This window comes from Phenylobacterium sp. (assembly GCF_044371015.1).
Taxonomy (GTDB): domain Bacteria; phylum Pseudomonadota; class Alphaproteobacteria; order Caulobacterales; family Caulobacteraceae; genus Phenylobacterium.
In genome coordinates, this window is sequence record NZ_JBILUK010000011.1 from 1 (window position 1) to 18,316 (window position 18,316).

Genomic DNA, 18,316 nt, shown 5'->3' on the forward strand with positions numbered 1-18,316 from the left:
AGGGCTCCGGCAGCTTCTCGCCCGCCGCAATGTCGGAAAGGTCGTGACCGGCCGAGAAACAGCGCCCGGCTCCGCGCACGATCACCAGGCCCACGCTTTCGGTCTGGGTGGCCAGCCGGCGCACATGGGCGTCGAGCTCGCGGAAAAGATCGACGTTCAGGGCGTTCAGCTTGTCCGGACGATTGAGCGTCAGGGTCGCTGCGCCGGCGCGGTCGGAGCGGAGGACGAGATCGGTCATGCGGGGCTCACATCCATGCGGCTGATCTTGAGGTCGCGCGACCAGAACTCGCTTAGTCGGTTTACGAACTGGCCAGGGCGTTCTTTCAGAACCTCGGTCTCGAGCCAGAGGCGCTTCAGGTGCCGGATCTGGCCGGCGGCGCGGTCGTCCCGGTAGGGCTCGCGCCCATGCAGGACGTGGTAGTTGTTGATGAACTGGATGTCGCCGGGCTGGAACGCCATCTTCACTTGGTATTCGCCGCTCTGCGCATGGTCCTGCATCCACTGGATGGCTTCGCGGGCCTTGTCGGTCAGGCGGGGCGCGTCCGGGTGGCGCTGGCTGGCCAGGATGTAGGGCGCGATCAGCCGCACGAAGAGCCGCTCGCCGACCCGCATGAACACCGGCAGTTCATACCAGCCCGGCCGGCCCGGCGGCTGCTCGCCGCGGAAATCGAAAGGCTGGGGCTTGTAGAGTTCGGCTGCCAGATCCGGCCGCTCGCGGACCAGCCGGTTGTGCAGCGCGACCGAGTTGCAGACGATCGAGAGCCCGCCTGAGATGCCGTTCCTGAGGCACATCAGACCGACGAGGTCCGAGCCGTCGCAGTGTAGCGGCAGGCCCGCCTCGCCGATCTCGTTGCCACGGATCGTGGGGTCGCTGGGGTCTTTGCCGTGATCGGTGACGTCGCCCAGCAGGTGCCCCTTGGCGTTCTGCGGCCAGGGTCGGCCGAGGTGCATGCCGATGCCCCAATAGGCCATGCACATCTGATCATTGGTCCAGCGATCGCGGGGCAGGCCGCGCAGGCGCACGAAGCCGCGCCCTTCCATCAGATCGTGTTCGATGGCCTTGAGGCGCGGCCCGAGCGCCGGGAGCGGGAAGTCGTCCCGGCGGACGCGCAGCAGGTCGTCAGACACGGAAAAGGCGTGGGCGACGGCCGCCTCAAGCTCATCCTGTTCGGCGCGGGTCAGCACCTCGGTCCAGGCGTCGGCGTCGGCGACGTCGGCGGCGGTCCACTCGCAGCCGGTCTCGAGCACATCGAGCGTCATGGGTTCTACTCCGCCGCCATCGCCACCGGCGCGCGCTGCGCGCCGCGCACCAGCCGGCCGGGCAGGGCGCCCGTGGGCTGGCCGTCACGATAGGTGATCTCGCCGGCGACAATGGTGGCGACATAGCCGTCGGCCCGCTGGATCAGCCGCCGCCCGCCGGCCGGCAGGTCATAGGCGACCTGGGGCGCATGAAGCTTCATGCCGGCGTGGTCGATGACGTTGAGATCGGCGCGGTAGCCGGGGGCGATCAGTCCGCGATCGTTCAGCCCCACCAGCTCGGCGGTGTCGCGGCACTGGGCCTGGACCATGCGTTCGAGCGAAAGCTGTTCGCCACGCGACCGGTCGCGGGTCCAGTAGACGATGTTGGTGGTCGGGAAGCTGCCGTCGCAGATCATCCCCACATGGGCGCCGCCGTCCGACAGGCCGGGCACCACGCCCGGATGGCGCATCATGTCCACCACATGGTCGAGGTTGCCTTCGGCGTAGTTCAGGAACGGCAGGTAGAGCATGCCGCGTCCGCCATCGCTCAGCATGTGGTCCAGCGCCACGGCGGCGGGTTCACGGCCCTCGCGCGCGGCGATGGCGGCGACAGTCTGATCCGCCCCGGGCTCATAGTCGGGCTCGACGCCCATCAGGTACATCTTATCCCAGTTGCGCGGCTGGGTGTTGGCGAAGCCGCGCGCGTCGGCGTCCGGCTCCACCAGCAGGCGCGCCCGGAACGCTGGGTCGCGCAGGGCCGCCACCCGCTCTTCGAACGGGCGACCGGCAATCTCGCGATAGACCGGGTGCTGGCTGAACGGGTTCATGGTCAGCTCCAGCCCGAACAGCACCCCGACCGGGCGGGTGGCCGCCTGCCCCTTGATCGGCAGGCCGTCGGCATTGGCCTGCGAGAGCCAGTCCAGCATCACCCGATAGCCGCCGGGGCTGCGCGGGCTCTGCACCAGGCTGAACGACAGCGGCCGGCCCGAGGCCTGGACGATCCGCCGCAGCATCGCGAACTCTTCCGCCCCGCCGGTGAAGTCCGACACCACCTGCAACACGCCCCGGCCCGCGGCCGCCATGCCCAGGGCGATCCCGGTCAGTTCATCCTCGCCGGCGGTCAGCGTGGCGATCGGCGAACCGTCGGAGGATCGGTGGTTGAGCGTGCGCGAGGTGCCGAAACCCAGCGCCCCGGCCTCCATGGCGCGTTTGGCGATCGCCGCCATGGCCGCGATATCCGCCTCCGTCGCCGGTTCGCGGTCCACGCCCCGCTGGCCCATCACGAACACGCGTAACGCCGCGTGCGGAAGCTGACCCCCGACATCGACGTCGAACCGGCGACCGGCCAGATGGTCGAGGTAGTCGGGATAGCTCTCCCAGGTCCAAGGCAGACCCTCGGTCAGCACCGGGAAGGGGATGTCCTCGACGCCTTCCATCAGCCGGATCAGGAGGTCGTGGTCTGCCGGGCGGCAAGGCGCGAAGCCCACGCCGCAATTGCCCATCACCACGGTGGTCACGCCATGCCAGGAGGAGGGCTGCAACCGGGAATCCCAGGTGGCCTGACCATCGTAATGGGTGTGAACGTCGACAAAGCCCGGGGTTACGATCCGGCCGCGCGCGTCGATTTCCTCGAGGCCCGAGCCCGCCACGCGACCGACCTGGGCGATCCGCCCGTCCTTGACAGCGACGTCGGCGCCAAAGGTCGCGCCGCCCGTACCGTCCACCACGGTTCCTCCTCGGATCACGAGGTCGAAGGCCCGTTCCATGGCGCGCTCCCTGCCGTTGGTCTTTTCGTTGTCAACAGAATGCCGCCCGAGACGCCCGGTCGGTCAAGTGCAGAGTGCGCCCTAGAGACGGGGTTTCGCCGGCTCTGAGATTCCTGAGATGTCAGGAGCCCCACAGAAAAACTTAACCAAACGGAATACGAGCGCTTTAATTCATCTGCCCCATTCTCCGCTCATATCGTCTCAATCAACATTCTCAGGAGCGAGAATATGTGGCTTTTCGAGGACGAAACAATTATTAGTGAAACAAATACCCTGGCAGACGCTGAAGAATTGGTCGCCCAAGACGCTTCTGAAACATTGGCTCCAAAATCCGAGCCCGAAGCGACAACTGAAGTGTCGCGACCTGAATCCGAGATCGAGACGGGATTTTCCGCTTCTGAGTCCGTCGCGTCAGTAAATCAACTCGCCAACCTCGATAGTCTTGAGCGTATTGTTGAATTTCAGGCCAATACATTCCTGTTCTCTGGCGGAGTGGCAGCAGAATTCGCAATCGTCGAATCTCTAGACTACGCAAATGCGTTCTCTGAAGCTTCCAGTCTGCTCGCTGGCGACGAGGCTAATTTTGTAGCCGTCCAGCTCGGAAATGATGTGATCTTGTTCGCGGATGTGGGCGAAGTCGACTCGATCGGCGCGGCGGTTGTTATGGTGGGCCGCAGCCTGGCGGACCTGGGTCTCGGCAGCTTCTGAACACACAGCTGCGCCCGATCTGATTGGGTCAATCAGGTCGGCAGGACGAAGCTCCGCATCTTGGTATCGAGCGCAATTCCGTCAACGAGCTAGTGTCCGCTTCGGCATGTTACGCTCGGGATTCCAAGATGGCGCGTGCGCGACTTACGATCCTGACGGTGCGGGGTAATCTCGTCCAAAGATGAGTCGCCCAGCCTTCACCTTCTACGAATTCTTCGCCGGCGGCGGCATGGCGCGCATCGGTCTGGGCGTCCGATGGCGGTGCGCGTTCGCCAACGACTTTGATCCGGTGAAAGCGGCCGCCTACCGCCTGAACTTCACGGACGCGGAACACCATCTGCGCGAAGCCGACGTCTGGACGCTCTCGGCCGGGGATCTGCCGGGACAGGCGGATCTGGCCTGGGCATCCAGTCCTTGTCAGGACTTCAGCCTGGCGGGCGCCAGGGCCGGACTGGGGGGCGGCCGCTCCTCGGCCTTCTTCGGGTTCTGGCGTTTGATGGAAGCCCTGGACGACGCGGGCCGAGCTCCGGGGCTTGTGGTGATCGAGAACGTAACCGGCCTCCTCACCTCGAGGGGCGGCGCGGACTTCACGGCCCTTGGCGCCGCCCTGGCGGCGCGCGGCTATCGGTTCGGGGCGCTGGAGATCGACGCCTCGGCCTTCACGCCGCAGTCCAGGCCTCGCATCTTCGTCATCGCCGCACGAAGCGCGCCCGCCGAACTCTGTGGGGACAGCCCATTCCATACCCGTGGGATCCGCGCGGCGCAGGCGCGGCTGGACCCGGCGACGGCGGCGGCCTGGGCGTGGTGGCGACTGCCGCCGCCGCCCGGACGCAACACCCGCCTTGAAGACCTCCTGCTCCCGGATGGCGAGGCGGTCTGGCGATCTACCGGGGCCACAGAGCAACTCACCGCCTTGATGGCGCCCCGCCATCGGGCCCGTCTCGCGCCGGGCGAGAGCCGCGCCATCGGGGCCGTGTTCCGGCGGACACGGCGCGAGGCCGGTCGCTCGGTCCAGCGCGCCGAGGCCCGCTTCGACGGTCTGGCGGGGTGTCTGCGCACGCCCCGCGGCGGCTCGTCGCGCCAGTCGCTGCTGGTGGTCGAGCCTGACGGCCGCCTGCGCTCACGCCTGATCGCGCCACGGGAAGCCGCCCGACTGATGGGCCTGCCCGACGACTATCGCCTGCCCGTGGCGGTTACGGCGGCGCTGCATGTGGTCGGCGACGGCGTGGTCGCGCCGGTCGTCCGCTGGCTGGCGGCGGAACTGCTGGAGCCGCTGGCCGAAGCGGCGCGGACCGATCAGGCCCGGGGGGCGACGCCCTCGAAGATCAGCGTGATCTGACGGTCCATCGCGGCGATCAGCTGCGAGACGTCGGCGTCCCGCGTGATCACCAGCCGGAACACCCAGGCATAGGCCGCCATCAGCAGATCGGCGACTTCCTGCGTGTCGACGTCGGGCCGCACCTGGCCGGCCTCTATGCCGCGCTGGAGCCGGTCGCGCACCATCTGCTGCAGTTTCGGCGCGCGTCCGAATGGCCGGGCGGATGCTGCCAGCGTCCAGTCATAGGCGGCGGCGATGTGCGCCAGGAACAGGCGGGCGTTGCGATACTCAAACTCGATATGGACCGCGAACATCGTCCGGAACTGGTCGGCGACATTGCCGCGCAGGTGGGGCGCCACGCGGTTCAATTCGGCGTAGAGATCGTCCAGACGCATCGCCATCACTTCGGACAGGATCTCGCCCTTGGAGCCGAAGGTGGTGAACACGCTGCCGACCACCACTCCGGCGCGGCTGGCGATATCGCGGATGGTGGTGCCTTCGAAGCCCTGCGATTCGAACAGCGTTCGGGCGGCCTCGATCACGCGCTGACGCGTCGCCGCCTTCTGCGACTGGCGGGTCGCGGCTGGGGGTGCGTCAACGAGGGCGGCCATCGCGTCTCCGCCTAAACGCTGCGCGCGCTGGCCAGCAGGATGCGGATCTGGCTCCGGGAGCGCGCCTGCAGCGCCTCCAGGGACCAGCCCTCGAAGATCGCCTGGCGAAAGTTCGACAGGTAGATTTCATAGAACATCCGGGCGAGGAGCCCTGTCTCCATGTTCTGGACCAGCTCGCCGCGGCCTGCTGCGGCCGTAAGAATTTCCTCGAAGACCGAAGGAAACGACACAACGCCCGCGGCGCTCCGCAGAGCCTGGCCCCCTTCGCGGTCCCAGGACACACTGAGCGCCGCCCGGGCGAGCTGCAGTCGCGGCTGATAGAATTCGTAACCGGTCATGTACGCGCGGAGCACCGCATCCTCGACATCCCGCCCGCCCGGCGCGGCGTCGCGCATTGCGGCCACGAGCTCGGTCATGTCTTCAGTCATGATCTCACGAAAGAGATCCGCCTTGTCGGCGAAGTTGGCGAACACCGCCCCCGTGGACATCCCCGCGGCGGTGGCGATGTCGCGAATGGTGGCGCCCTCATAGCCTTCCTCGCTGAACAGGCGCCGGCCTGCCGCCAGAACCTTGAGGCGTGTCTGCTGCTTCGCCAGCGTACGACGGGTCGGGGCGCGGCTAGGGGAACTCGCCGCTCCGGGCACGGGAGAGATCTGGTTCATGACGCTCGATACTGCCGCCACGCGCGTGGCGCTGGGAAACAAAACCGCGAACGGTTCGCAGAAGGTTGGCTAGCATTGTTGATGAACGCGCTCAATCAGCCGGCGATCGATTTTGTGTCGGCGGCGCACTGTCCGGCTTGTCGGGCGATCTGGGCGCGCGCCATCATCGCGACGACAAGCGAGTACGACAGTTTGGCGACCGTCGGGCGACTTCGCTGAACGCGCTCGACCAACCCTAGCTCCGGTTTGACCGTGGCGCTGGATCAATTGGCTTCGTAGACTGGCGGCATGGACATTCTCGACACAGTGATCCTCGTCGCCCTGGGCGCCGTCGCCATGGTGCTGGCGCTCGGCATCTACGCGCTCTTCCGCGGCGGCGATTTCGGCCGCTCCTGGTCCAACAAACTGATGCGTCTGCGCGTTGTCACCCAGGCTGTCGCCGTCGCCGTGCTGGTGGCCGTCGTCTGGTGGCGCGGCCAGGCCGGCTGACGCGGATGGTCACGCTCAACCGCATCTACACGCGGACCGGCGACGCCGGGACCACGCGGCTGGCGACCGGCGAAGCGGTGAGCAAGGCTGGCGCGCGGATCGCCGCCAACGGCGATGTCGATGAGACCAACGCCTGCCTGGGCCTCGCCCGCGCCGCGCTGCCGGCCGGTTCCGATCTCGATCCGATGCTGGCGCGGATTCAAAACGAGCTCTTTGACCTGGGCGCCGACATTTCCACGCCGCCCGCCGAGGACGAGGCCCCGGGCGCGGCCTTGCGCATCATCGCAAGTCAGATCGACCGTCTTGAAGCCGAGATCGATGCGCTGAACGCCGGCCTGCCGGCCCTGCAGTCGTTCATCCTGCCCGGAGGAACGCCATCAGCGGCGGCGTTGCATCTGGCCCGCACGGTCTGCCGTCGGGCGGAGCGGGCCGTGGTGCGACTGATCGAGGACGGCGGCGCGGTGAATCCGGCGGCGCTCCGCTACATCAACCGGCTGTCCGACTTCCTGTTCGTCGCCGCCCGTCATGCCAACGATCAAGGCCGGAGCGAGGTGTTCTGGCGCAGCGGCGCGACGCGCTGAGCTATTTCGCCGTTGGCGCGGGCTGGCGGCCGATCGCCGCCTGGGCTTCGGCTTCAGCCTGTTTGTCCTGGATGGTGCGGCCTGTGATGTCTGAGATCAGCACCGGCTGGGCGCAGACCCGCTGAGAATAATCCCACCACTTGCCCTGGCCTTCGCAGGCCCTGCGTGGGCCTTCCCAGCCGATCTGCCAGGCGCCCACGCCAATGGCGCCGGCCACGAAAAGACCTATGAAGATAAGCTTCAGGCGTTCGATATCGGGGTTCATGGACGCCTCATACGGAATCAAGGGCCGGCCTGACTAGAGGCCGTCCGGGTCACGATGGAGCATCATGACCGGATGGAGGCGGCCCCGACATCAAAGGAGCGGGACGTGCTCCAAGAGCCGGCTCGCGCGGCTAAATCGCGGCGCTCGCGCTTGCAATGCGCGGCGGACGCGTTATTGCCCCTCCCGCTCACTGTTTCCGAAACAATTTGAGGCGCTAGCAACCCATGAAGGTGTTGGTCCCGGTCAAGCGGGTGATCGACTACAACGTCAAGGCCCGCGTGAAGGCCGATCAGACGGGTGTCGACCTCGCCAATGTGAAGATGTCGATGAACCCCTTCTGCGAGATCGCCGTCGAAGAGGCGGTGCGGCTGAAGGAAAAAGGCGCCGCCACGGAAGTGGTCGCCGTCAGCGTAGGTCCGACCCAGGCGCAGGAGACCCTGCGCACCGCCCTGGCCATGGGCGCCGACCGCGCGATCCTGATCCAGACCGACCTCGACCTCGAGCCGCTGGCGGTGGCCAAGGTGTTGAAGGCGCTGATCGCCGAGGAAGCCCCGCAGCTGGTCCTGATGGGCAAGCAGGCCATCGACGGCGACAACAACGCCGTCGGCCAGATGCTCTCGGCGCTGCTCGACTGGCCCCAGGCGACGTTCGCTTCGGAAGTCACGATCGACGGCGGCAAGGCCAAGATCACCCGCGAGGTGGACGGCGGCCTGCAGACCCTGGAAGTGGATCTGCCGGCGGTCATCACCGCGGATCTGCGTCTCAACGAGCCGCGCTACGCCTCGCTGCCCAACATCATGAAGGCCAAGAAGAAGCCCCTCGACGTGAAGGAGCTGGCCGCGCTCGGCGCGGACACTTCGCCGCGCCTGACCGTCGTCAAGGTCGCCGAGCCGGCCAAGCGCGAAGCCGGCATCAAGGTCGAGACCGCCGCCGACATCGTCACCAACCTCAAGACAGCCGGGGTGCTCTAATGGCCGTTCTCGTCATCGCCGATCACGACAACGCCTCGCTGAAGGACAACACCCACAAGGTGGTCACCGCCGCCCAGGCGATCGGCGGCGACGTCGACATCCTGGTGGCTGGAACCAACACGGCCGCCGTGGGCGCGGCGGCCGCCAAGATCGCCGGCGTGCGCAAGGTGCTGACCGCCGAGAGCGCCGAGCTGGGCCAGGGTCTGGCTGAGTCGGTCGCCGATCTCATCGTCGGCCTCGCCGGCGGTTATGACGCGATCCTCACGCCCGCCACGAGCCAGGGCAAGAACTTCAGCCCCCGCGTCGCGGCCAAGCTGGACGTGGCCCAGATCTCGGATGTGACCGATGTGGTCGCCGCCGACACCTTCACCCACCCGATCTACGCCGGCAACGCCATGGAAACGGTGAAGTCGGGCGACGCCAAGAAGGTGCTGACCGTGCGTCCGACGGCGTTCAAGGCCGCCGCCGAGGGCGGTTCCGCCGCTGTCGAATCCGTCGCTGCGCCTGCCGCGCCGGCCAAGACCCGCTTCGTCGACCAGAAGATCGTCAAGTCGGCCCGTCCGGAACTGGGCGCCGCCAAGATCGTGGTCTCCGGTGGTCGCGCCATGGGCTCGGCCGAGGAGTTCCAGAAGGTCATCGAGCCACTGGCCGACAAGCTGGGCGCCGCCGTCGGCGCTTCGCGCGCCGCGGTCGACGCGGGCTACGCCCCCAACGACTATCAGGTCGGTCAGACCGGCAAGGTCGTTGCGCCGGAGCTCTACGTGGCCATCGGCATCTCGGGCGCCATCCAGCACCTGGCCGGCATGAAGGACTCCAAGATCATCGTAGCCATCAACAAGGATGGCGACGCGCCGATCTTCCAGGTCGCCGACTTCGGCCTGGTGGCCGACTACAAGGCCGCCGTGCCCGAACTGATGAGCGCCCTGGCCGCCGCAGGCAAATAGCCGCGACGGTATCTGTCGGACGAAACCGAGGGGCGGCGCGCCATGCGCCGCCCCTTTTCTTTGCCGACCGGCCTTTTGCGCCGCAGCAAACCTCTTGCCGCAGTGCGCCATCAACATGTTAGAACGCTGCCGCGAAAAACGAGAGAAAGCGGCGATGCGCCGCCTGAGGATCGGGATCCATGGTTGATATCCGTACGGTGGGCGTTATCGGCGCCGGTCAGATGGGGTCGGGCATCGCCCACGTCTGCGCGCTCGGCGGCTATGAAGTGCTGCTGCACGACGTCAGCGCCGAGCGGCTGAGCCAGGGTATCGGGCAGATCGAGAAGAACATGACCCGCCAGGTGGCGCGCGGCCTGATCGAGCCGGCGGCGATGGAGGCGGCCTTCGCGCGGATCAAGGCCGCCCCCGAGCTGCAGGCCATCGGCGGCACGGATCTGGCGATCGAGGCCGCCACCGAGAACGAAGAGACCAAGAAGACCATCTTCAAGGCGCTGGGGCCGCACCTGGGCGCCGACACCCTGCTCGCGTCCAACACCTCGTCGATCTCGATCACCCGGCTGGCCTCGGCCACCGACCGGCCCGGCAAGTTCATCGGCCTCCACTTCATGAACCCCGCGCCGGTAATGAAGCTGGTGGAGATCATCCGCGGCATCGCCACCGACGCCGACACCTACGAGATCGCCGTGAACTTCGCCCAGTCGCTGGGCAAGACCACCTCCAACGCCGAGGATTTCCCGGCCTTCATCGTCAACCGCGTGCTGGTTCCGATGATCAATGAGGCGATCTACACGCTCTATGAAGGCGTCGGCACGGTCGACGCCATCGACACCGCCCTGCGCCTCGGCGCCAACCATCCGATGGGTCCGCTGGAGCTGGGCGACTTCATCGGCCTCGACACCGTGCTGTCGATCATGAACGTGCTGCACGACGGCCTGGCCGACTCCAAGTACCGGCCCTGTCCGCTGCTCGTGAAGTATGTCGAGGCGGGCTGGCTCGGCCGCAAATCCGGTCGCGGCTTCTACGACTATCGCGGCGACAAGCCGGTGCCGACGCGCTGAGCCGCAATTGCGGTCAAGACATGAGATCCGATCCTGCGCCATGATCGGCGCCTGGATGACGCCACGCCAGACCTGAGGAACCCGGTCGATCCGCTGGAGCGGGCGCCCTTAGCTCGATGGAAGCCCGGATCAGCCTTCCCAGTCCTCCGCCCGAAGGCCTTCGACTCGCCCGAACTCCGAGAGGTTGCCGGTCACGACCGTGAGGCCCCGACTGCGCGCGTGACCGGCGATCAGCACGTCATAGCCGCCGATCGGTCGACCCTGCCGCTCAAGCTGAGCGCGGATGTCGCTCGCGTGCCGGGCGGCTTCCTCGTCAAAGGAAAGCAGGTCCAGTCTGGCGATCAGTCGTTCGACCTCGCGGCGGTTGTGGTCGGGTCGCGCTGACTTGGCCGCGCCATGCAGCAGTTCCGTCAGCACGATGGTGGAGGTGCAGAGGTCTTCCGCCGCCTGATTGAACCGTTCGCGCAGAGCCGGCGGCCGGTCGCGTAGAACCCGGATGCAAAGACTGGTGTCCAGCATGTATCCCGGCATCAGAACTGTTCACGGGCCTGGGCTTCGGGCTGTTCCCGGTTCGGAAAGTCCGCGGCGCCGGCGTCATCGAAGAAGTCATCCCAGACGGACTCGGAGGGCACGATCACCCGACGCTTCCCCTCCTTGAGGATCGTCACGGCCCGGACGCCTTCGGGAAACGCGACATCCTTGGGCAGGCGGACAGCCTGGCTCCTGTTCGAAAGAAAGAGGGTCGTGCGCGTCATGTCCGATCCCAGGTTCGATTTTTGGATATGCACATTGTATATCCAAGCCGAGACGTCAGCAAGGCGCTCGCTCTGACAGTCCGCCGATCGTCGGACTCAGATCCACCCCCGCTCGCGCAGCAGCCCCGCATAGGTCCGGCTCACCGGAACCTCGGCGCCGTCCTTGAGCGTCAGCGTCGCGCGCCCATCGCCGCGCCGGGCGTCGGTGATGGCGTCTCTGGCCACCCACCAGGAGCGATGGACCCGGGCGCCCTCGATGCCCTCCAGCTCGGTCACCGCGTCGGCCAGGCGCATCAGGATCAGGTCCTGCCCCTTTGAGGTGTGGAGCCGCAGGTAGTGGTCCTCCGCCTCGACGGCCCAGATCTCGGCTCCGCGCAGCTTGAGCGGCAGGCGATCCAGGAACTTGGGCGGGGCAGCGCCGGCGTGGGTCTCGGCGCCCTTGCGGGTCTCGATCAGGACGTTCACCGCTGTGATCGCGGACGCAATCATGAACACCGGCCCGAACAGCACCGGCGCGGCTTGCAGGAAGGGTGCGTGCATGTTGAAGGCCAGGCTGGAAGCCAGCCAGACCACCGCCGTGAACGGCAGCGACATCACCAGTGCGGCCAGCAGCGCGTCCAGCCAGATGCGCCCGGTGCGCGAGCGTCCTCCACCGAAGAACAGCCGGGCGATCATCGGGCCGACGATGGATCCCAGCACCATCAGCGTCATCCAGTAGGCCAACCGTGCGCCGAGCGGAGCCTCCGAGGTTCCAAACGCGCCGGAGAAGGTGAGGAACAGGCCGAACGCGATGGCGACCAGCAGGCCGCGCGCCCAGCCGAACGCTTCTTCGTAGGGTCCGAGGCTCAACCAGCGCTTCACAGCGTCGCCATCCACGATGCGCGAACGGCGCCAGGCGGTTGTTCGCGAAGGCCCCCCGTTGTCCGGCGCATCCCCGCTCGCCTCACCATCCGACCCCGGCCATCACCACGACGACAGGGCTCAACCGCCCGCCGCCAGACCGGAGATAGAGGATGTCGACCACCACGCAAACACCGCCCCGCGTCCGCTCACGGTTCGGACCGCGCTTCGCCTTCAGCATGGCGGCCGCTATCGGGATCGTCGCCCTGGCGATTGGGCCCTACGGACGGGACATCGCCGCCGTGGCGATGACCGCCCGCCCCCACGCCCCTGACTTCGCCGTGTTCAACGCCCTGTCGCCGGCGGTGAAGATCCACCTGATCACCGCCCTGGCGGCGCTCGTGCTGGGCGCCGTGCTGATGTGGGCGCGCAAGGGCCGCGTCTTCCATCGCATCGCCGGATGGACCTGGGTGGGCCTGGTGGCTACGACCGCGGGCGTCACCTTGCTCATCACTGAGCTCAACCACGGCGCCTGGTCCTGGCTGCACCTGTTCACCGGCTGGACCCTGCTGATCCTGCCGCTCGGCGTCATCGCGGCCAGGCGTCGCCAGATCGCCCAGCACCGCAAGACCATGATGGGCCTCTTCTACGGCGCCTTCGCCATCAACCTGATCTTCGCCGCCATGCCCGGCCGGACGCTGTGGACCCTGGTTCTGGGCTAGAGCCACGCCCGCTCGGATAGAACAAATCCGAGCCGGACAACGTGGCCCGACTCTTTGTACTTGCCGCGCTTTCTGCGCTGACCCGGTGTCCACTTCAGCAAAAAGAGCTCTGGCGGTCACGCCGCGTCAGGAAAGGCCGCCCGCGCGGTTGTCATCCCCAGGGGGCGCGTCTAAAACGCGCCTCACCCGCCGCCAAGGCGAGTCCCCCCCGATGCCCTCCCTGAAGGCCGCATGAATATCCACGAACATCAAGCCAAGGCCGTCCTCGCGGAGTTCGGCGTGGCGGTCCCGCGCGGCCATGCCGCATTCACGGTCGACGAGGCTGTGAAGGCCGCCGAGACCCTGGGTGGTCCGGTCTTCGTCGTGAAGTCGCAGATCCACGCCGGCGGACGCGGCAAGGGCCGGTTCGAGGGCCTCGGCCCCGACGCCAAGGGCGGGGTCCGGGTCGTCAAGTCCGTGGCCGAGGTGAAGGCCAATGCGGAAGAGATGCTGGGCCGCGTCCTCGTCACGCACCAGACGGGTCCCAAGGGCAAGCAGGTGAACCGCCTCTACATCGAGGAAGGCGCCGCCATCGCCAAGGAATTCTACCTCTCGCTGCTGGTCGATCGTGAGACCAGCCGCGTCTCAGTGGTCGCCTCCACCGAGGGCGGCATGGACATCGAAGAGGTGGCCCACGCCACGCCGGAGAAGATCGTCACCTTCTCCATCGATCCCGCCACCGGCGTCTGGCCTCACCATGCGCGCACCTTGGCTGGCGCGCTGGGCCTGACCGGCGGCCTCGCCAAGGAAGCGGCGACCCTGCTGGGCCAGCTCTACGAGGCGTTCGTCGCCAAGGACATGAGCATGCTGGAGATCAACCCGTTGATCGTGACGGGCGATGATCATCTGCGGGTTCTCGACGCCAAGGTCAGCTTCGATTCGAACGCCCTGTTCCGTCACAAGGACATCGTCGCGCTGCGTGACGAGACCGAGGAAGATCCGAAAGAGATCGAAGCCTCGAAGTTCGACCTCTCCTACATCGCGCTCGACGGCGAGATCGGCTGCATGGTCAACGGCGCCGGCCTGGCCATGGCGACGATGGACATCATCAAGCTCTATGGCGCCGAGCCGGCCAACTTCCTCGATGTCGGCGGCGGCGCCGACGAGGCCAAGGTCACGGCCGCCTTCAAGATCATCATCGCTGATCCCAATGTGAAGGGCATCCTGGTCAACATCTTCGGCGGCATCGCCCGCTGCGACATCCTCGCCAACGGCGTGATCGCGGCTGTCAAACAGGTGGGTCTGAAGGTGCCGCTGGTGGTGCGCCTGGAAGGCACCAACGCCGAGCTCGGCAAGCAGATCATCAACGAGAGCGGGCTCGACGTCATCGCGGCCAACGACCTCTCCGATGGCGCCGAAAAGATCGTCAAGGCCGTGCGAGGCGCCGCTTAAGAATGTCCATCCTCATCGGTAAAGACACCCGCGTGATCTGCCAGGGCCTGACCGGCGCCCAGGGCACGTTTCATACTGAACAGGCCATCGCCTATGGCACCAAGATGGTCGGCGGCGTCACGCCCGGCAAAGGCGGGACCACTCATGTGGGCCTGCCGGTGTTCAACACCGTGGGCGAGGCGGTCCGCGAGACCGGCGCCGACGCCAGCGTGATCTATGTGCCGCCGGCGTTCGCCGCGGATTCGATCCTGGAGGCGATCGACGCCGAGGTGCCGCTGGTGGTCTGCATCACCGAGGGCATCCCGGTCGCCGACATGATCCAGGTGAAGCGCGCCCTGTCCGGCTCAAAAACCCGGCTGATCGGCCCCAATTGCCCGGGCGTTCTCACGCCGGGCGCCTGCAAGATCGGCATCATGCCGGGAAACATCTTCAGGAAGGGCTCGGTGGGTGTTGTCTCGCGCTCCGGCACCCTTACCTACGAGGCCGTGTTCCAGACCACTCAGGCGGGCCTTGGCCAGACGACCGCCGTCGGCATCGGCGGCGATCCCGTGAAGGGCACCGAGTTCATCGACGTGCTCGACATGTTCCTGAAGGATCCGGAAACCGAGTCGATCATCATGATCGGCGAAATCGGCGGTTCGGCCGAAGAAGATGCGGCGGAGTTCATCAAGGCTTCATCGATCAAGAAGCCCATGGTGGGGTTCATCGCGGGACGCACCGCGCCGCCCGGGCGGCGCATGGGTCACGCGGGCGCGATCATCTCGGGCGGCAAGGGCGGCGCCGAGGACAAGATCGCCGCGATGGAGGCCGCGGGCATCCGCGTCTCGCCGTCGCCGGCGGCCCTCGGGACGACGCTGGTCGAGGTTCTGAAGGGCGCGTAGTTCGCGCGCCCACAACCAGCTCTTGGGGCGGCCCACGCCTGGATCCTTTTTCGGACCGTGGGCTTTCAGCCCCGTCGGAAGGCGAAGGACATGGCGGACGACGCGGGCCTGATCAACGAGATCCTGGCCGAGACCTCGTTCCTGTACGGGGCCAATGCGGCCTTCGTGGAAGACCTCTACGCGCGCTGGGCGGCCGATCCATCGGCCGTCGAACCGTCCTGGGCGGCGTTCTTCACATCGCTCGCCGACGGCCCCGGCGCACCCGCCCGGCCGGCCTGGACCAAGGTCGCCGCGCCCCAGGCCCGACCCGACTGGATGAGCGCCATCGACGGGCTCTGGCCCGCGGTCGAAGCCAAGGTCGGCAAGGTGGTGGAGTCCCGCAGGCCACAAGCCTCGGTCGACGAGATCCGCGCCGCCACGCTGGATTCGCTGCGCGCCATCATGATGATCCGGGCCTACCGGATGCGCGGCCATCTGAAGGCCAATCTGGATCCGCTGGGCATCGCCGCCACGCCGGGCGACGCCTCGGAACTCGATCCGGCCAGCTACGGCTTCTCCGAGGCCGACTTCGACCGCCCGATCTTCCTCGATCACGTTCTGGGCCTGGAAACCGCCACGGTCCGCGAGATCCTGGCGATCCTTCGGCGCACCTACTGCGGCAATGTCGGCGTGCAGTACATGCATGTCTCCGATCCCAAGGAGAAGGCCTGGCTGCAGGAGCGGATCGAAGGCCGCGACAAGGAGATCGTCTTCACCCGCGAGGGCAAGGTCGCGATCCTCAAGAAGCTGATCGAGGCCCAGGGCTTCGAGGCCTTCCTGCACCGCCGCTTCCCCGGCACCAAGCGCTTCGGCCTCGACGGCGGCGAGTCGATGGTCCCCGCGCTGGAGCAGATCATCAAGCGCGGCGGCGCCATGGGCGTGAAGGACATCGTCGTCGGGATGCCCCACCGGGGGCGCCTCAATGTTCTCGCCGCGGTGATGGGCAAGCCCTATCACATCATCTTCCACGAGTTTCAGGGCGGCTCGGCCACGCCTTCCGACGTCCAGGGCTCCGGCGACGTGAAGTATCACCTGGGCGCCTCGTCGGACCGCGAGTTCGACGGCAACGAGGTCCACCTTTCGCTCACCGCCAACCCGAGCCATCTGGAGATCGTCAATCCGGTGGTGATCGGCAAGGTGCGCGCCAAGCAGGCCTTCACCCTGCGCGAACAGCCCGATGCGGGCCGCGGCCACGTGCTGCCGCTCCTGCTGCACGGCGATGCGGCCTTCGCCGGCCAGGGCGTGGTGGCCGAGTGCTTCGCGCTCTCGGGCCTGCGCGGCTACGGCGTTGGCGGCACCATGCACTTCGTGGTCAACAACCAGATCGGTTTCACCACCAGCCCCAAGAACAGCCGCTCTTCGCCCTATCCCACCGACGTGGCGCTGATGGTCGAGACGCCGATTTTCCACGTGAACGGCGACGACCCCGAGGCCGTCACCTTCGCCGCCAAGGTGGCCACCGAGTACCGCCAGCTGTTCGGCAAGGACGTGGTGGTCGACATGTTCTGCTATCGCCGGTTCGGTCACAACGAGGGCGACGACCCGACGATGACCCAGCCCCTGATGTACGCCAAGATCAAGGGCCACCCCTCGGTGCGTGATCTCTACGCGTCGCGGCTGGTGGGCGAAGGCGTGTGCGCCCAGGCCGATGTCGATGGCTGGGTGGCCGAGTTCGACGCCTTCCTCGACGCCGAGTTCGAGGCCGGCCGGCAATACAAGGCCAACAAGGCCGACTGGCTGGACGGCAAGTGGTCGAGCATGAAGCTCGCCGCCGGCGAAGAGCGCCACGCGACCGGCGTCTCCAAGTCCAAGCTCCTGGACCTTGGCCGGAAGATCACCGAACTGCCCGCGCACCTCTCTCCCCACAAGACGGTCGAACGGGTCGTCGCCGGCCGTCGCGAGGCGATCACCTCGGGCGCGGGCATCGACTGGGCCACCGCCGAGCACTTGGCCTTCGCCACCCTGCTGGATCAGGGCTACCCGGTGCGCCTGTCGGGCCAGGACAGCGTGCGCGGCACTTTCAGTCAGCGTCACTCCGGGATCATCGATCAGAAGACCGAGGAGGTCTGGTTCCCGCTCCGCAACCTCGGTCCGAAGCAGGCCCATTTCGAGGTGCTGGATTCCGCGCTCTCGGAAGAGGCGGTCCTGGGCTTCGAGTACGGCTTCTCGCTGACCGATCCGGACACCCTGACCCTTTGGGAGGCCCAGTTCGGCGACTTCGTGAACGGCGCCCAGGTGGTGATCGACCAGTTCATCAGCTCGGGCGAGCGGAAGTGGCTCCGGATGAGCGGCCTCGTGATGCTGCTGCCGCACGGCTACGAAGGCCAGGGCCCGGAGCACTCCTCGGCCCGCCTGGAACGGTTCCTGCAGCTCTGCGCGGAAGACAACATGCAGGTGGTCAACCTGACCACCCCGGCCAACTATTTCCACGTCCTTCGCCGCCAGCTTCTGCGCGAGTTCCGCAAGCCGCTGATCGTGATGACGCCCAAGTCGCTGCTGCGCCACAAGCGGGCCGTTTCGAACCTGTCCGACATGGCGACCGGCACCGGCTTCCACCGGGTGATGATCGACGGCGCCGAGGCCGGCTGCGATGTCGGCGGTGTCACGCTCAGGCCCGATGCGGAGATCAAGCGCGTTATCGTGTGCTCGGGGAAGGTCTATTTCGACCTGGTGGAACAGCGCGCCAAGTCGGGCCGCGACGACGTCTACATCCTGCGCCTCGAGCAGTTCTATCCGTGGCCCCTTAAGTCGCTGACCAGCGAGCTCAAGCGCTTCAAGACCGCCGAGGTCGTCTGGTGCCAGGAAGAGCCCAAGAACATGGGCGGCTGGCAGTTCGTCGACGCCTGGCTGGAGCTGACGCTGGAGCGGATGAACCTCAAGGCCAAGCGGGCCCGGTATGTCGGCCGCCCGGCCTCGGCCTCGACCGCCGCCGGCCTGATGAGCCGGCATCAGAAGGAACTGGACGCCTTCCTCACCGAGGCGTTCGCCTAGACGCCATCCTCAACTCTGTTTGTGTTTCAAGGAGCCTTCCCCCCG

19 protein-coding genes and 1 pseudogene are annotated in these 18,316 nt (G+C 67.0%); 11 read left to right on the top strand and 9 right to left on the bottom strand.

Annotation, left to right across the window (positions count from 1 at the left end; translation table 11 throughout):
- The 3 genes from ACIQ3R_RS01975 to ACIQ3R_RS01985 all read right to left on the bottom strand — a co-directional run.
- Window positions 1-238, bottom strand: a 238-nt coding sequence (locus tag ACIQ3R_RS01975) for an enoyl-CoA hydratase/isomerase family protein (protein ID WP_397414492.1), incomplete at its 3' end; no start/stop codon positions are given.
- On the bottom strand, window positions 235-1,260 hold the full coding sequence (locus ACIQ3R_RS01980) for a TauD/TfdA family dioxygenase (protein ID WP_397414494.1): 1,026 nt from the start codon (window positions 1,258-1,260) through the stop codon (window positions 235-237). The genes ACIQ3R_RS01975 and ACIQ3R_RS01980, both read right to left, overlap by 4 nt.
- Window positions 1,261-1,265: 5 nt before the next feature.
- Window positions 1,266-3,005, bottom strand: a complete 1,740-nt coding sequence (locus ACIQ3R_RS01985) for an amidohydrolase family protein (RefSeq protein ID WP_397414496.1) — start codon at window positions 3,003-3,005, stop codon at window positions 1,266-1,268.
- 228 nt (window positions 3,006-3,233) lie between these two features.
- On the opposite strand from ACIQ3R_RS01985, the gene ACIQ3R_RS01990 reads away from it, so the two are divergent.
- Window positions 3,234-3,713, top strand: coding sequence for a hypothetical protein (locus tag ACIQ3R_RS01990; RefSeq protein WP_397414498.1), 480 nt, complete (start codon window positions 3,234-3,236; stop codon window positions 3,711-3,713).
- Window positions 3,714-3,894: 181 nt separating this feature from the next.
- Window positions 3,895-5,052, top strand: a complete 1,158-nt coding sequence (locus tag ACIQ3R_RS01995; protein ID WP_397414500.1) for a DNA cytosine methyltransferase — start codon at window positions 3,895-3,897, stop codon at window positions 5,050-5,052.
- On the opposite strand, the gene ACIQ3R_RS02000 is transcribed toward ACIQ3R_RS01995, so the two are convergent.
- Both ACIQ3R_RS02000 and ACIQ3R_RS02005 read right to left on the bottom strand, forming a co-directional pair.
- The gene (locus tag ACIQ3R_RS02000) at window positions 5,010-5,642 is read right to left on the bottom strand and encodes a TetR/AcrR family transcriptional regulator (RefSeq protein ID WP_397414502.1); all 633 of its coding nucleotides are present in this window, start codon (window positions 5,640-5,642) and stop codon (window positions 5,010-5,012) included. The two genes, ACIQ3R_RS01995 and ACIQ3R_RS02000, sit on opposite strands and share 43 nt — an antisense overlap.
- Before the next feature lie 11 nt (window positions 5,643-5,653).
- Entirely contained in the window at window positions 5,654-6,304 is a 651-nt protein-coding gene (locus tag ACIQ3R_RS02005; RefSeq protein ID WP_397414504.1) for a TetR/AcrR family transcriptional regulator, read from the bottom strand.
- Between the two features lie 288 nt (window positions 6,305-6,592).
- On the opposite strand from ACIQ3R_RS02005, the gene ACIQ3R_RS02010 reads away from it, so the two are divergent.
- Together ACIQ3R_RS02010 and ACIQ3R_RS02015 are read left to right on the top strand one after the other, a co-directional pair.
- The gene (locus tag ACIQ3R_RS02010) at window positions 6,593-6,793 is read left to right on the top strand and encodes a twin transmembrane helix small protein (protein ID WP_397414506.1); all 201 of its coding nucleotides are present in this window, start codon (window positions 6,593-6,595) and stop codon (window positions 6,791-6,793) included.
- A gap of 5 nt (window positions 6,794-6,798) precedes the next feature.
- Window positions 6,799-7,374 (top strand): cob(I)yrinic acid a,c-diamide adenosyltransferase, encoded by a 576-nt coding sequence (locus tag ACIQ3R_RS02015; protein ID WP_397414565.1) that lies wholly within the window; start codon window positions 6,799-6,801, stop codon window positions 7,372-7,374.
- Window position 7,375: 1 nt separating this feature from the next.
- On the opposite strand, the gene ACIQ3R_RS02020 is transcribed toward ACIQ3R_RS02015, so the two are convergent.
- Window positions 7,376-7,639, bottom strand: coding sequence for a hypothetical protein (locus ACIQ3R_RS02020; RefSeq protein ID WP_397414508.1), 264 nt, complete (start codon window positions 7,637-7,639; stop codon window positions 7,376-7,378).
- Window positions 7,640-7,863: 224 nt separating this feature from the next.
- On the opposite strand from ACIQ3R_RS02020, the gene ACIQ3R_RS02025 reads away from it, so the two are divergent.
- From ACIQ3R_RS02025 to ACIQ3R_RS02035, 3 genes are all read left to right on the top strand, one after another.
- Complete coding sequence (locus tag ACIQ3R_RS02025) at window positions 7,864-8,610, top strand: electron transfer flavoprotein subunit beta/FixA family protein (RefSeq protein WP_397414510.1); 747 nt, start codon at window positions 7,864-7,866, stop codon at window positions 8,608-8,610.
- Complete coding sequence (locus tag ACIQ3R_RS02030; protein WP_397414512.1) at window positions 8,610-9,554, top strand: electron transfer flavoprotein subunit alpha/FixB family protein; 945 nt, start codon at window positions 8,610-8,612, stop codon at window positions 9,552-9,554. The genes ACIQ3R_RS02025 and ACIQ3R_RS02030 overlap by 1 nt, the downstream gene beginning before the upstream one ends.
- 179 nt (window positions 9,555-9,733) lie before the next feature.
- A complete protein-coding gene (locus ACIQ3R_RS02035) occupies window positions 9,734-10,612 on the top strand; it encodes a 3-hydroxybutyryl-CoA dehydrogenase (RefSeq protein ID WP_397414514.1) in 879 nt (292 codons plus the stop codon).
- Window positions 10,613-10,741: 129 nt separating this feature from the next.
- Here ACIQ3R_RS02035 and ACIQ3R_RS02040 read toward each other — a convergent pair whose 3' ends face one another.
- The 3 genes from ACIQ3R_RS02040 to ACIQ3R_RS02050 form a co-directional block, all read right to left on the bottom strand.
- Entirely contained in the window at window positions 10,742-11,143 is a 402-nt protein-coding gene (locus ACIQ3R_RS02040; protein ID WP_397414516.1) for a type II toxin-antitoxin system VapC family toxin, read from the bottom strand.
- Window positions 11,143-11,367, bottom strand: coding sequence for a type II toxin-antitoxin system VapB family antitoxin (vapB, locus tag ACIQ3R_RS02045; RefSeq protein WP_397414518.1), 225 nt, complete (start codon window positions 11,365-11,367; stop codon window positions 11,143-11,145). Before vapB ends, ACIQ3R_RS02040 begins: the two co-directional genes overlap by 1 nt.
- A 96-nt stretch (window positions 11,368-11,463) precedes the next feature.
- A complete protein-coding gene (locus tag ACIQ3R_RS02050) occupies window positions 11,464-12,216 on the bottom strand; it encodes a LytTR family DNA-binding domain-containing protein (RefSeq protein ID WP_397414521.1) in 753 nt (250 codons plus the stop codon).
- A 164-nt stretch (window positions 12,217-12,380) separates the two neighbouring features.
- Here ACIQ3R_RS02050 and ACIQ3R_RS02055 point away from each other — a divergent pair, with 164 nt between their 5' ends.
- The 4 genes and pseudogenes from ACIQ3R_RS02055 (at window position 12,381) to ACIQ3R_RS02070 (ending at window position 18,271) form a co-directional block, all read left to right on the top strand.
- Window positions 12,381-12,929 (top strand): DUF2306 domain-containing protein, encoded by a 549-nt coding sequence (locus ACIQ3R_RS02055; RefSeq protein ID WP_397414523.1) that lies wholly within the window; start codon window positions 12,381-12,383, stop codon window positions 12,927-12,929.
- A gap of 225 nt (window positions 12,930-13,154) precedes the next feature.
- A pseudogene (sucC, locus tag ACIQ3R_RS02060) lies at window positions 13,155-14,360 on the top strand (ADP-forming succinate--CoA ligase subunit beta); the annotation flags it as partial.
- A 2-nt stretch (window positions 14,361-14,362) separates the two neighbouring features.
- Window positions 14,363-15,241, top strand: a complete 879-nt coding sequence (gene sucD, locus ACIQ3R_RS02065; RefSeq protein ID WP_397414526.1) for a succinate--CoA ligase subunit alpha — start codon at window positions 14,363-14,365, stop codon at window positions 15,239-15,241.
- 90 nt (window positions 15,242-15,331) lie between these two features.
- Window positions 15,332-18,271, top strand: coding sequence for a 2-oxoglutarate dehydrogenase E1 component (locus tag ACIQ3R_RS02070; protein WP_397414529.1), 2,940 nt, complete (start codon window positions 15,332-15,334; stop codon window positions 18,269-18,271).
- Window positions 18,272-18,316: the final 45 nt, after the last annotated feature.